Origin of the sequence: Sulfitobacter sp. D7 (assembly GCF_003611275.1) — a bacterium.
Taxonomy (GTDB): domain Bacteria; phylum Pseudomonadota; class Alphaproteobacteria; order Rhodobacterales; family Rhodobacteraceae; genus Sulfitobacter; species Sulfitobacter profundi.
Genome location: NZ_CP020698.1, coordinates 72,779 through 85,454 on the forward strand (window position 1 = coordinate 72,779; position 12,676 = coordinate 85,454).

Annotated in this window: 11 protein-coding genes; 4 read left to right on the forward strand and 7 right to left on the reverse strand. The window is 59.1% G+C overall.

Annotation, left to right across the window (positions count from 1 at the left end; all coding sequences use genetic code 11):
- Positions 1-20: 20 nt before the first annotated feature.
- A complete protein-coding gene (locus tag B5M07_RS18860; protein ID WP_120352612.1) occupies positions 21-1,037 on the reverse strand; it encodes a replication initiator protein A in 1,017 nt (338 codons plus the stop codon).
- A 465-nt stretch (positions 1,038-1,502) separates the two neighbouring features.
- Between B5M07_RS18860 and B5M07_RS18865 the strand changes: the two genes are divergently transcribed.
- Entirely contained in the window at positions 1,503-2,891 is a 1,389-nt protein-coding gene (locus tag B5M07_RS18865; RefSeq protein WP_120352613.1) for an AAA family ATPase, read from the forward strand.
- A 139-nt stretch (positions 2,892-3,030) separates the two neighbouring features.
- Positions 3,031-4,038 (forward strand): ParB/RepB/Spo0J family partition protein, encoded by a 1,008-nt coding sequence (locus tag B5M07_RS18870; RefSeq protein ID WP_120352614.1) that lies wholly within the window; start codon positions 3,031-3,033, stop codon positions 4,036-4,038.
- 47 nt (positions 4,039-4,085) lie between these two features.
- On the opposite strand, the gene rfbA is transcribed toward B5M07_RS18870, so the two are convergent.
- From rfbA to rfbC, 4 genes are read right to left on the reverse strand one after another with little or no spacing between them, the layout of a single operon-like run.
- The gene (gene rfbA, locus B5M07_RS18875; RefSeq protein ID WP_120352615.1) at positions 4,086-4,958 is read right to left on the reverse strand and encodes a glucose-1-phosphate thymidylyltransferase RfbA; all 873 of its coding nucleotides are present in this window, start codon (positions 4,956-4,958) and stop codon (positions 4,086-4,088) included.
- Positions 4,955-5,797 (reverse strand): dTDP-4-dehydrorhamnose reductase, encoded by an 843-nt coding sequence (rfbD, locus tag B5M07_RS18880; RefSeq protein WP_120352616.1) that lies wholly within the window; start codon positions 5,795-5,797, stop codon positions 4,955-4,957. The genes rfbA and rfbD overlap by 4 nt, the downstream gene beginning before the upstream one ends.
- Entirely contained in the window at positions 5,794-6,831 is a 1,038-nt protein-coding gene (gene rfbB, locus B5M07_RS18885) for a dTDP-glucose 4,6-dehydratase (protein WP_120352617.1), read from the reverse strand. The genes rfbD and rfbB overlap by 4 nt, the downstream gene beginning before the upstream one ends.
- Entirely contained in the window at positions 6,828-7,397 is a 570-nt protein-coding gene (gene rfbC, locus B5M07_RS18890; RefSeq protein WP_120352618.1) for a dTDP-4-dehydrorhamnose 3,5-epimerase, read from the reverse strand. The genes rfbB and rfbC overlap by 4 nt, the downstream gene beginning before the upstream one ends.
- 135 nt (positions 7,398-7,532) lie before the next feature.
- Between rfbC and B5M07_RS18895 the strand changes: the two genes are divergently transcribed.
- Positions 7,533-8,408: a glycosyltransferase gene (locus tag B5M07_RS18895; protein WP_254694023.1), complete on the forward strand. Its 876-nt coding sequence runs from the start codon at positions 7,533-7,535 to the stop codon at positions 8,406-8,408.
- Here B5M07_RS18895 and B5M07_RS18900 read toward each other — a convergent pair.
- Together B5M07_RS18900 and B5M07_RS18905 are read right to left on the reverse strand one after the other, a co-directional pair.
- Complete coding sequence (locus B5M07_RS18900) at positions 8,360-9,052, reverse strand: IS6 family transposase (RefSeq protein WP_120352532.1); 693 nt, start codon at positions 9,050-9,052, stop codon at positions 8,360-8,362. The genes B5M07_RS18895 and B5M07_RS18900 overlap by 49 nt on opposite strands.
- Positions 9,049-11,670, reverse strand: coding sequence for an SNF2-related protein (locus B5M07_RS18905; protein WP_162931922.1), 2,622 nt, complete (start codon positions 11,668-11,670; stop codon positions 9,049-9,051). Before B5M07_RS18905 ends, B5M07_RS18900 begins: the two co-directional genes overlap by 4 nt.
- Positions 11,671-11,748: 78 nt before the next feature.
- On the opposite strand from B5M07_RS18905, the gene B5M07_RS18910 reads away from it, so the two are divergent.
- A complete protein-coding gene (locus tag B5M07_RS18910; protein WP_120352620.1) occupies positions 11,749-12,633 on the forward strand; it encodes a recombinase family protein in 885 nt (294 codons plus the stop codon).
- The last annotated feature ends 43 nt before the right edge of the window (positions 12,634-12,676 follow it).

The window sequence follows — 12,676 nt, forward strand, 5'->3', positions numbered from 1 at the left end:
TTTGCCAAGATTTTATCTTGTTACCGTGCCCGCTTGGCACGAGTTTCAACCCAGCCGAGAAAGGCACGGTCTGGCGCCATCAACCGCCGCCGCCCGCTTTCGCGCCACCACGCCTGCCATTCGGCCTCAAGCGCATGAACATCTTCGCCCGGCATTAAGATCCGCGCTTGGGCCAATGTGTCAGAGCTGAGTAGCGGCATCTCCCCCGCCCCTGGCTCCACCACTTGGCCACGGCGGGTAAAGAGTATGATATCGCCCGGCTCTTCACTGATCTCATAATCGGGCAGCCCTTCTGCGATCATCTTGCGCACCGCTGCGCGAAACACCCGCACCGGGGCGGCAGAGCCGGATTTCTTATGCAGTACAGACACGGAAATGCGCCACTCCGGTTGACGCCCGCAATGTTTGCGCGCCAATTCATAAAGCCGCCGCTCGAGCGGCTTGCGCAGGCCAAAATAAGCACGGCTCAAAGTCAGGACCGATTTGTTCATCACCGCGCGAAACAACCATTCCGACAGCACAACCGTGACGCTTAACATCCGCCCGCCCCGGCCCTGTCGGGCGATCTCCCAGCTTTCGATGAGGCCGAAACCTTGGGTTACTTCAATGCCACCGGTGGTCATATTTGTGGTGATCCTTGTGCCGGCCAACCGCTCGAAAGCGTCGCGCAGCCGGGCATAGCTATCGCCGGAAGTATCGCGGTTGGTCGCGACCAAAAGGTCATGCGCCTTGAGCGTCAGCCGCCGCGAGATCTCGCGGCCTGCATTCAGCCCCGCCATCAACTGGCTGACACAATAAATCAGGATGTCTTTGTCATGGATCGTCGCGCGGCCTTTCACCGATGGCACCACATCAACAGTCGTATCATTATGAGCATAGCTTAGGATGCGACGGTCAGGCCGGGTCGAGAGCGAAAAAATCGGATGCTCCATCGTACCCAGGTCGTCCTTGGGCGCGGCATCAAAAATATCGCATACAAAGAAATCGCCTGACCCTCGGGGAGCGGACAAAGGTCCGCCTGCCGCTGCTGCTGTCATCGCCTGTCGCCTCACTGCGGGCGATGGGCATATGCCGCTCACCCCTGCCTCTGCTCATGCCCCCGTTTCGGGGTGCGTTTGCTGCCCCCGATTCTTCGGGGTTTCAGTGACACCCAACTTAAAGTTATCCACATCCCCCGTCCAGCGTTCCCTCCCCCGCCAACGTGGGATCAGAGTCGCAGCTTCGGGGGATCAGAGTCATCTCAACGTGGTTTCAGAGTCGGACGGCTAAATGAAATCGGAAAATAAGTTAAAGAACTCAAGACATTGCCGGAAGCACCCTCGCACTGTAACGTACTATTAACAAATTTATAACGTAAAAAAGAGGACTGTAGCCCCTCAACAGGCCACCATAGGACCTGAAAAATCTCAGGTTTCTTCAGAAAATGCGATGTAAGGCCACTCTTTCCTTACATGTGCGCTCTTTTATGATACGTTTGCCAAAACCCCGCACATGAGGCGAGAATGGCAGTAGAGACTTCGGGCAAGCCCCCCTATTTCAACATCGACCCCGATAAGGCCCAGAGCGCTTTAGGCGCGGCCACCACCACCGCCAGTTTCGAAGCCATCGCTCGTGCCTGCAAGGCGGGGCGTAGCGATCTAGAAAGCCGGGGGCTTGAGGCTACAGGCGGGCGCAGCCTACGCCGTTTCTCCACTTGGGAGATCACCCGCTATCTGATCCCCGTAGCGACTGGCCATTTCCGTCGCGTGCTCAAGAACAATCCAGAACTCCCGCAAGGCCTGTCTGAGACCGAAGGCGGTGCCAAATGGTTCACCCTTGATGAGGTGCTGCGCCTGCGCGCGCATTTCGGACAGGAAGGGTCCAAGGCCAAAGAGTACCTGCCCTATCGTCCTGCGGGCCAGCCGGCGAAAATGGTTGCTGTTGCCAATTTCAAAGGTGGTGTGGGCAAAACCTCGACCGCCGCGCATCTGGCTATGTCAGCCGCTCTTGATGGCTACCGGGTGCTGGTGGTCGATCTCGACAGCCAAGGGTCAATGACTTCGATCTTTGGTGGCAAGGTAGAGGACGAATGGCAGACGGTCTTCCCACTTTTGGCGCGCCACTACGCAGGCCACCAACGGATCGAGAACCAACGCCGTCTTGACCGCGGCGACCCGCCTGTGCCACTGGACGATACGCTGAGCGACGCGCTGGAGGTTCACAGCAACAGCCTGATTCAAGAAACCCATTGGCCCAATATTGACCTGATCGGCGCCCAGCTGAACCTCTATTGGGCTGAGTTCCAAATCCCTGTCTGGCGCATGTCGGGGCGAGGTTGGAAGCTTTGGGATGCGCTCACCGACACATTCGAGGCCGATGGCGTGTTGGATCGTTATGATGTGATTTTCATCGATACGCCCCCTGCCCTTGGCTATCTGACCATCAACGGTCTCGCCGCGGCTGATATCCTGCTGGTCCCGCTTGGCGCATCGTTTCTTGAGTTCGATTCCACCGGCCGGTTCTTCGACATGCTCCATGCGACCTTTGGCTCGATTGAAGAAGCAGAGAATATGGCCGCCCGTGCTCTTGGCCGGGCTGAGTTGAACTTTGAATGGGATGCTGTGCGCGCCGTGGTCACCCGATTTGACGGCGCACAACAGGCTGAACTTGCAGCCCTGATGCAGGCCTATCTGGGCAATACACTGTCACCGCATCGGCAGGATTTCACGGCTCTAATCGGTCAAGCCAACGAACAGGTCCAAGGCATTTATGAAGCCGACTACCGCGACTTTAACCGCGAAACCTATGTGCGTGGGCGAGAGACTTTTGATGCGACCTATGCCGCTTTCAAGCAGCTTCTGATCGGTGCATGGCGCCGCGATGAGCTTGCCGCGCGCAGGGCCGCGGAATGAGAAGTGCGTTCCTAAATGTTTCGCGCGCGAAACATTTACCTCCCCTGCCCCATCGCATTCGTTGCAACGAACGCCGCCCTAACCCTTCGTTCAGCCCGCGCCGCCAGACTGCTGGCGTCCCGTTATAAGGAGCCACCCCATGGCCAAGCGCAAACGTTTAACCCCCGCCAACCCCGCCTACCTCGGTGCCGCGCCTGAGACGAAATCTATGTCACCGCTCGGCCCTACCACTCTGCGTGCCCCCATCGCGGATGTCGCATCAGAGGCATCCGCGACCGCTGCATTGGCGCAGATGAGCGATGAACTGGCCAATGCCCGAAGCTCTGGCCGGATGATCGCAATGCTGGATCTAGCACAGGTTAAAATGGATTACCTCGTCCGCGACCGCGTCGCCGCGGATGACGAAGAGATGCAGACCCTGATCGCCTCGCTCCGTGATAGAGGCCAGCAAACCTCAATCGAGGTGGCGGATCTCGGTGGGGGCTCCTATGGATTGATCTCTGGCTGGCGGCGTTGTCAGGCGCTGATGCGGCTTAACCGTGAGGATGGTGAGACCCGTCGGGTATTGGCCCTGCTTCGCAGACCTGCCGAAGCCTCCGACGCCTATTTGGCAATGGTAGAGGAAAACGAGATCCGGGTCGGTTTAAGCTACTTCGAGCGCGCCCGCATCGCCGCCAAAGCGACGGATCAAGGGGTCTACGACAGTGACAAAGCTGCCCTTTTGAGCCTGTTTCGCGCAGCATCTCGTGCCAAGAGATCCAAGATCCGGTCTTTTCTGCCAGTGGTTCGTCAACTCGACGGCGTGTTGCGTTTCCCCCAGGCTTTGGGCGAACGCATGGGTCTGCAGTTGGGCAAGATGCTTGAGGAAGATGCCAGTTTTGCAGCCCGGTTGACCAAGCGCTTGCAGGAAGCAGAGGTAACGGACGCGCGAGCAGAGCAAGCGGTAATTGCTCACGCCCTTACCCCAGAAAAAGATGCGAAGGCGCCGAAGGCCAAGACAAGCGCCGTTGCCTATACAGAGACTGAAATTCGCCCCGGACTGACCCTGCGCGATCATGGAAAAGACAAACGCATTGAGATCTCGGGCGATAACCTGACGCCAGAGCTCCGGCACCGCTTGCTCTACTGGCTGAAATCTCAGCATTAGAGCCAAAATCCAGGATCTGGAAATGTTTCGCGCGCGAAACATTTCGTCTATTTTAGCAGACCTAGAAGGTAATCCCCGTAGCTGTTCTTTGCAAAAGCCTCGGCCCGCGCGCGCATGTCTTCGGCACTGATCCAGCCTTTACCAAAGGCGATCTCTTCGGGGCTGCCCACTTGAAGCCCCTGCCGCTCTGAGAGTGTTCGCACAAAATTACCTGCGTCCAGCAGGCTGCCATGCGTGCCAGTATCAAGCCACGCAAAGCCACGGCCCATTTGTTGAACCGAGAGAGCCTCATCGGCCAGATACATCTCTAAAAGCGAGGTAATCTCCAACTCCCCCCGCGATGAAGGGGTAACGGTACGGGCCCGGACGGGCGCGCTGCCATCCAGAAAATAGAGGCCGGTTACCGCGTAATGGGAAGGTGGGACTGCCGGTTTCTCGACAATCGCGCGCACTTTACCATCAGGGGCGAAATCCACCACGCCATACCGCTCGGGGTCTGCGACGCGGTAACCAAAGACGGTCCCACCGGTCTGCTGCGCATCGGCTGCGGCAAGCGCTTCGGGCAGGCCATGACCAAAGAAGATATTGTCGCCCAGCACCATGGCCGAGGGCGCGCCGTCTAGGAAATCTTCGGCCAACAGATAGGCCTGTGTCAAACCCTCTGGGCTGGGTTGTTCGATGTAGGTGAGGCTTAGCCCCCATTGTGCGCCGTCGCCCAAGCTGCGTTTGAACTGATCGGCATCTTGCGGCGTGGTAATCACCGCGATTTCACGGATGCCAGCCAGCATCAGCACTGACAGCGGATAGTAGATCATCGGTTTATCATAGATCGGGAGCAGCTGCTTTGAGATGCCCATGGTGATGGGGTAGAGCCGCGTTCCAGATCCTCCAGCCAGCAGGATACCCTTGCGTGTGCTCATGTTAATTCCTTCATGATATCTTGCAGCGCCGGGCGCCAATCTGGTGGGGTGATGCCAAAATCAGTCTCTAAAATTGTACAGTCGAGCCTAGAGTTGAATGGTCTTCGTGCCGGGGTTGGATAGTCTGATGTGGGGATCCCGGTTACGTCAACGGCACGTTTTGCACATGAAAATGTTTCGCGCGCGAAACATTTCCAGGAGGTCGCTGGATGGCCTGCCAAGTGATAAGTGCCCCCGCCCTGCCCCGCCACCATGGCGCCTGCCATCTGTAAGAGCGCCTCGGCAATGGCTAGTACCGGTGTTGGGCCGCCAAATTGATCATCGACCACGTTTAACGCATCTCGGGTTTCGGAAAGGCGCAGCATGGTGGTGACAAAATTGCTTCCGGTGGCGGAAAATACCCAAGAAGTTCGCAGAATCGCATGATGCCCTCCCGCTGCACGCACCGCGGCTTCGCCTGCCGCCTTGCTGCGCCCATAGGCATTTAGGGGGGCGATTTCATCGCCGGGCTGCCAAGGTCGTGTTCCACTGCCGTCAAAAACATAGTCGGTAGAGACATGGAGAAAGGGGATATCCAGTTCCGCACAGGTTTGGGCCATGGCACCGGGGGCATCGCCATTGATGATATGGGCCAGCGCCTCTTCCTCTTCGGCGCGGTCCACTGCCGTATAGGCCGCCGCATTGATTACAGCAGAGGGGCGGGCGGCGTGGATCGCTTCGATGCAGGTGGTGGGAGAACTGAGATCAGCGCCCTCCCTGCCGAGGAACGTGGCATCTTGGGCAATTTTTTGCAGCGCCAATGCCAACTGCCCAGTGCGTCCGAAGACCAACAAGCTCATGCCCGACCCAGCCTTTGGCCAACACCATCGCGGACCTGCAAGGCCCGCCACCAATCGGCATTGTCGAGATACCAGCGCACCGTGCGGCGCAACCCTTCCTCCAAGGTCACTGAGGGCTGCCAGCCCAGTTCATCGCGGATGCGGCTGGCATCAATGGCATACCGTGCGTCATGACCGGGGCGGTCTTCGACATAGGTGATCAGCTTGTCGTAAGAGTGTTCTGCTGGGCGCATCTCATCCAGTAGGGCGCAGATCATCCGCACCAGATCGATGTTGCGCGTCTCGGCATTGCCGCCGATGTTATAGCTGCGCCCCACCCGACCCTTTTGCAGCACCATCAGCAGAGCCTCGGCATGATCTTCGACATAGAGCCAATCGCGCACATTCTCGCCCGCACCATAGATTGGGATCGGTTTGCCCGCGAGCGCGCTAAGGATCACCACAGGGATCAGCTTTTCGGGAAAATGGTAGGGGCCATAGTTGTTTGAGCAATTGCTCAGCAGCACCGGTAGACCATAGGTTTCTCCCCAAGCACGAACAAGGTGGTCCGAGGCGGCTTTGGAGGCCGAATAGGGACTGTTCGGTGCATAGGCCGTCTCTTCGGTGAACAGACCCTCAGGGCCGAGCGACCCGAAAACCTCATCGGTTGAGACATGATGAAACCGAAATGTTTCGCAGCGGTCCTTGTGCAGCCAATAGGTGCGGGCGGCCTCAAGAAGCTGGTAGGTGCCGGTCACATTGGTATCGATGAAAGCGCCCGGCCCGTCGATGGAGCGGTCAACATGGCTTTCCGCAGCCAGATGCAACACTGTATCGGGGGCATGATCCGCAAATATTTGGGCGAGCGCTGCGGCATCGCGGATGTCGGCTTGCTCAAAAACATAGCCGGGCAGGGCAGCCACATCAGCCACATTGTCCAAACAGGCGGCATAGGTCAGGGCATCGAGGTTCACCACCTCATGCCCCTGCGCCATAGCGCGGCGTACCACAGCAGATCCGATGAACCCGGCCCCGCCAGTTACGAGAATTTTCACGTCGCGCCCTCCCAGTGGAAATGCGGCTCTAACTCGGTCAGTGGCGGCGCTTTGGCATCCTTGTTTGACAGGATCGGCGTACGATCTCCCAGCCCCCAATCAATACTAATGTCAGGATCATCCCACCGCACCGCCGCGTCACAGTCCGCCGCATAGGTGTCGCTGCATTTATAGACAATCTCAGTCATCGGCTCACGGGTCACGAACCCATGCAGGAACCCCGCAGGGATCAGCAATTGCCGACCATTCTCAAAGCTAAGATCAACTCCGACCCATCGACCAAAGCTGGGCGAGCCATGGCGGATATCCACCGCCACATCGAATAGCGCACCGCGTCCACAGCGCACCAGTTTGGTCTGAGCATGAGGCGGGGTCTGGAAATGCAAACCGCGTAGGGTGCCCACCGTTTCAGAGAGAGAGTGATTGTCTTGCACAAATTCATAATCCAGCCCGGCGGCGGCCATGGTTTGTGCATTCCAGCTTTCACTGAAAAAACCCCGCGCATCACCGTGGCGAGTAGGGGTCAGGATCAATACCCCGGGCAGGGCGGTCTTCGTGATCTGCATGGCGCACCTTGCAATTAAACGTTGATTTCTTGTGCCACAGGAACGCGCCGCCCGTCACCCTGCCATGGACAAGGTTTGACAAGTGATTACCGTTGTGACCTTTGCGCCCCAAGCAAAACGGCCAAGGCGATGAAAATGGACAGTGGTTTGACAGCACAGCAACAAGGGGCAGGGCGCGTAGTTGCGGTGGTGGTCACCTACAACCGATTGGCCCAGTTACAGGTGACTTTGCCCCGGCTTTTGGCTACTGCGCCTGAACATTTGGAAGTGGTGTTGGTGGTAGATAATGCCTCGACCGATGGCACGGGCGATTGGCTGGCCACCCAGACAGACCCGCGGTTGAAAGTGTTGCGCTGCGCGACGAACCTCGGCGGTGCCGGCGGCTTTGAGACCGGGATGCGGCAGGCCATGTCGCAGTTTAACCCGGATTGGGTCCTGGTCATGGACGATGACGCACGGCCAGAGCCTTCAGCGTTAGAGGTTTTTCATGCCCATGACCGCCGCAAGGCCGAAGCTTGGGCCGCAGCGGTCTATCACCCCGATGGTCGGATCTGCGATATGAACCGTCCTTCGGTTAATCCCTTCTGGAACCCCGTCGTCTTGCGCCGCACGGTTACCGGAGGCGGGCGCAACGGATTTCACATTGGCCGGGCCGAGTATGAGGCCGCCAGCCCTACTTCTATTGATGGCGCGTCTTTTGTGGGGCTGTTCATCTCCCCTGCGGCCATTGCGCGGGTTGGCTATCCGGATGGGTCTTTGTTTATCTATGGAGATGATGTGCTATACACGCTAGGATTGCGAAGGGCAGGGGGGGAGATCCTTTTTGATCCGGCGCTGCGCTTTGAGCATGATTTCAGCTCTATCGGTGAAGATACACCCCGGATCACGCCCCTGTGGAAGGTCTATTATTGGCGTTGTCAACTTAACTCGCTGGCGCCGAGGAAATGGCCTGTTTTAGAGCGTCAGATGCTCGCGGCGCCCTTCCAAGCGTCGAAGGCTTCGATTCGATGATAGCGTGTTGCGTTTGCGGAACGGCGGCTGGCGGGAACTGAGAAACGGTTTCGGACGGCAGTGTGGCAGGCTACAAACCGTTGCAACCCGCCCGGAGAGCGAAATCCTTGCATGCAACGCTCTCGTTTTCGAAACGGTAGATGGCTGTTTTCCGCCCTGTTGTTCAAGCCCTTGTGGGAACGATGTTCGAGACCGGATGCGACTTCACGTTTGGCCGCTCCGTAGGATCGCAGCTTGTCTGTGACGATCCGTTTGGGCAAGCCAAACCGCTTGATCAGCGCCTTCAAAAGACGCTTTGCGGCACGCTTGTCGCGTCTGGATTGCAGGATTTCCTCCAGAACAAGCCCGTTCTGATCGACCGCGCGCCAGAGCCAGAACTTCCGCCCCGATATCGTTACCACAACCTCATCGAGATGCCAGATATCGCCGGGACGGGCCTGGCGTCGACGCAAATTCCGGGCAATTTGAGGGGCAAATTTCGCCGCCCAACGCCGGATCGTCTCATAGGAAACGTCGACGCCACGGTTCAGGAGCATTTCCTCGACCTCGCGTAGGGAGAGGTTGAAACGCACATAAAGCCAAACCGCGTGCGTGATGATCTCTGGCGGAAAACGGTGGCGCTTGTAGCTGACAGTCGTACTCATGCGTAGCAACTACGAAAAATATCCAACGCTGCCAACGGACCCGTGTTAACGTGACAATTCCGTGTCCAAAGGTCTTGCAGCGAGTTTTCCAGCGGCGTGCCGGTCAGCGCCAGCCGCCCCTTGGCAGGAATGTTGCGCAGGCTCTTGGCCATTTGCGACGCAGGGTTCTTGAGGGTTTGCGCTTCGTCCAGGATCACCAGAGGCCACTCTGTCGCTGTCAGCCAGTCTTGATCACGCGCCAGCAACGGATAGGTGGTGACGACCAGATCGGCGCGCAGAGCCTCGTCGCGCAGCGCCGCCCGGCCTGTGCCATGCAGGACCACGAGCCGAATATCCGGTGTGAATTGCGCGGACTGCATCTGCCAGCCATGCAGCAGGCTGGTCGGTACGATCAGAAGCGCCGGGCCAGCTGCTCCTGCTTCGCGACGTGCCTGCAAGAGGGCCAACACCTGAATTGTCTTGCCCAGCCCCATATCATCCGCCAGAACTCCGCCAAAACCGGCTTCGAGCAAGCTGCCCATCCAGGCGGAACCATAGGCCTGATAGGGGCGCAACTGCGCGCGCAATCCCTTTGGTGGAGCAAAACTCTCGGCCTCGGCCAATGCCTTCAGGCTACGAGCCAGCGGAATGATCCCGGCGTTATCGGCGAAGTGTACCGAGCTGCCTGCCAGCGCCTTTTCTGCCAACCGAGCGACATCGGCATCCGACGGGTGCAGCGCGCCCAACTCGGCATAATGCGTCAGCACCAGATGGAGTAGGGGTGCCAGCGGACTGAGGTCCAGGGGGGCATAGCCCGCCTTGCCCCGGTTCAGGTAAACCGGCTTATCGGACAGATGCTGCGACAGGACGTCGACATCCGGCACGGCGTCCCATTCGTCACGCACCTGTTCAAGAAAGGCCGCGATCAGGGGCGCGACATCCACTGGCTTGCCGCCGATCTCGGCTTGAAACCCCAGCGAGAACCAGTCGTTGCCGTGGAATGCGTCGCCTGCCTCGGCCTGTGTTGCAACCGTCAGCGCGGCAGCTTCATCGCTCAAACGGAAGGGCCACTTTGATGTTTCAATGATTTCCCAGCCTTCGGTCCGCAACCCGGGCAGCGTCCGGAACGCAAACTCGAGACCATCGCGCGACGACGGGAGGCGCATACTGTTCGCGCCCATCTCCTCCTCAGCGAAGACGAAATCGCATTGCAGCATTCGAGCGCTCGGCAAAAGATAGTCCATTTCGTCAACGGGTATCGCCCCTGCATCCATCAGCCGGATGACGCAAGCAGCTTCCCATTGATGATCGCGCGTCAGCGTTACGACCTCGTTGTTTTCAACGACCCGGGGGTCGGCGTCGCCTTCCCAAACCTCCTGCCCGTCATAGACAAAGCGCAATGTCAGTGTTGGCAGAGTGACAGAAACGCTGTCCCAACGCCTATAGCCGTCACGCGCGCTCTCCGCTCCAAGCGTCAAACGAGCGATGCGTTTATGGGCCGCGCGCCGTCTCTGTCGCGCCACATGCGGCGGCGGCAAGGCCAGTCCAGCGAGCGTGGCGGGCATCTCCGCAGCCAGGGCCGCCGCTTCATCGGGCGCGACTTGGGGAGCGCTCTGGACAAGCTGCAGCGCCTCAATCTGCACCGGCTGTGCCAGCGCCCCGATCTGACCGTGCGCGGTGTTCACCCATAGCGCTGCCCCGTCCAACGCCCGCAACTCCAACTGTATGCCGTCTGCGTCCTCAAACCCCAGGCTCTGACTGCCATCCGCCGCCATGCGCCAGGCCAGTCTGGCCTTTGGACACGCTTCTGACCAGCTCAACTCCGCGTCCGGAGAATTGTCATGGAGGAAGCGACCCGTGTCGCACAAGCGCCGGATCAGGGGCAAAGCATCCTGCCCCTTTGGCTTGAACATACCGGGCAGGCCGTAGCTATAGTGCGTTTCCCACAGTTGGGTCTGCGCCAGCGCAGACAAAAGCTCCAGATCGGTCGGTCGGATGAATTTTGCCACAGCGTTGCTGCGCAGGGCATGCAGCGCATCATAGCGCCGGATCGCCTTGTTCAGGCCCGTGCCAGCAGCATTGATACGGCCCTTGTAAATGTCGATCCTGACTTTTGTTTCATTCGGGATCAGGACATAAAGCAGGCGTTCCTTCACCTTGTCCGGATAGTCCTCGGGACGTGCCTCAGGCGGCACTAGGGCTGTCGGCTGCTGCTTGACACGGGTCAGCCAACCCCGCACCGGTGCTGCCAGTTGCGGGGAGCTGGAATCGCGTTCCGCCGATGTCATCAAAACAGCGACCACGTGCTTGCAATTATGCCCCACCGGGCAAGAGCAAATCCCGTCCACAAAGCTGTTGCTCAGGGTAATCCGCTGTTGGTAGCTTTCCCCGCGCCCATTCAACACGCGCCCGCGGATACTCCCATCCGGCAGAGGCTCGACCGTCGCGACCAGACCGCGATGCGCATAATCTTCACCGCGTTGCAGCGTGCCGACATCAAAATAATCCCTCAACCGTAAGTCCATGCAACACCCCAATGCCCGCCCCGCAGACCCGGCCCACAGGTCTCCCGCATATTCTTCCAGATAGCGGTTTTCCATTGCGCCGCCTATGTGGAACTTACAGAAAAAAGGTGGCACCAACCTCCGAAACGTTATTCTTCTGCCATCAATCGGTCGTTTATTAGTAATATATGAAACTGCAAAAGGCAGAATTTGATGCCCCTAATCGGTTATGCCCGCGTATCGACCGAGGATCAGACCCCCCTGCCCCAATCGCAGGCCCTGAAATCCGCGGGTTGCGCCGAGATCCATGAAGAACAGGCCTCGGGCGGCAATCGTGCGCGGCCGGTGCTTGCGCGGGTGTTGGAACGCATCGGCAAAGGCGACACGCTGGTCGTCGTTCGGATCGACCGACTGGCGCGGTCGCTGTCGCATCTGCTGGAGGTGATCGAACGGCTTGAGGCAAAGGGCGCATTCTTCCGCTCGATCGAGGATCCGATCGACACCGCATCCCCGCAGGGCAAGTTCACGTTGCAAGTACTGGGGGCTGCGGCCGAGTTCGAACGCGCCCTGATCCGGGAACGCACCAAGGCCGGCCTTGCCAGCGCACGCACAAAGGGCCGCATTGGCGGGAACCCTGGGCTGCGGGCCAAAGACCCTGCCGCTCTTCGCAAGGTGCGACTGGCGCGACAGGACGGCTACATTGAGCGTCTGAACGAAACGGCACAAGATTGGGTGCCTCATGTGCGCCGGTTGCGCCCCGACTTGGCCTGGGAAGACGTGTTGCGCATCATCAACGGCCCCCTGCCCGAGGCGCGTCGCTGGAACCAAAGCCGCCTTCAACGCGCCGTGAAGGCCTATGTCCGCGACGGCTTCCTGCCCGAGACAGTTTTGGCCCGCGCCGGTCGCCGCGAAACCGACGACCGTCTGCCCGCCATCGTCGCCGCCATCAAGGGCGCGGATCCCGGCATTACGCTCCAGGCGATCTGCACCCGGCTGGAAGCGATGCGCGAGCGCACGCCCCGCGGAAGGTCCAAGTGGCAGCCGTCATCGGTGAAAATGCTTCTGGAACGCGCTGAGAAACTTGGGTTGCTTGACTGAATTGAGTAGTGCCTGCGCTTGTGTCTGTGTGGTTGAACCACAC

Coding starts and splice junctions, on each gene's coding strand:
- B5M07_RS18860 (WP_120352612.1), bottom strand. CDS start 1,037: ATGACAGCAGCAGCGGCAGGCGGACCTTTGTCCGCTCCCCGAGGGTCA.
- B5M07_RS18865 (WP_120352613.1), top strand. CDS start 1,503: ATGGCAGTAGAGACTTCGGGCAAGCCCCCCTATTTCAACATCGACCCC.
- B5M07_RS18870 (WP_120352614.1), top strand. CDS start 3,031: ATGGCCAAGCGCAAACGTTTAACCCCCGCCAACCCCGCCTACCTCGGT.
- rfbA (WP_120352615.1), bottom strand. CDS start 4,958: ATGAGCACACGCAAGGGTATCCTGCTGGCTGGAGGATCTGGAACGCGG.
- rfbD (WP_120352616.1), bottom strand. CDS start 5,797: ATGAGCTTGTTGGTCTTCGGACGCACTGGGCAGTTGGCATTGGCGCTG.
- rfbC (WP_120352618.1), bottom strand. CDS start 7,397: ATGCAGATCACGAAGACCGCCCTGCCCGGGGTATTGATCCTGACCCCT.
- B5M07_RS18895 (WP_254694023.1), top strand. CDS start 7,533: ATGGACAGTGGTTTGACAGCACAGCAACAAGGGGCAGGGCGCGTAGTT.
- B5M07_RS18900 (WP_120352532.1), bottom strand. CDS start 9,052: ATGAGTACGACTGTCAGCTACAAGCGCCACCGTTTTCCGCCAGAGATC.
- B5M07_RS18910 (WP_120352620.1), top strand. CDS start 11,749: ATGCCCCTAATCGGTTATGCCCGCGTATCGACCGAGGATCAGACCCCC.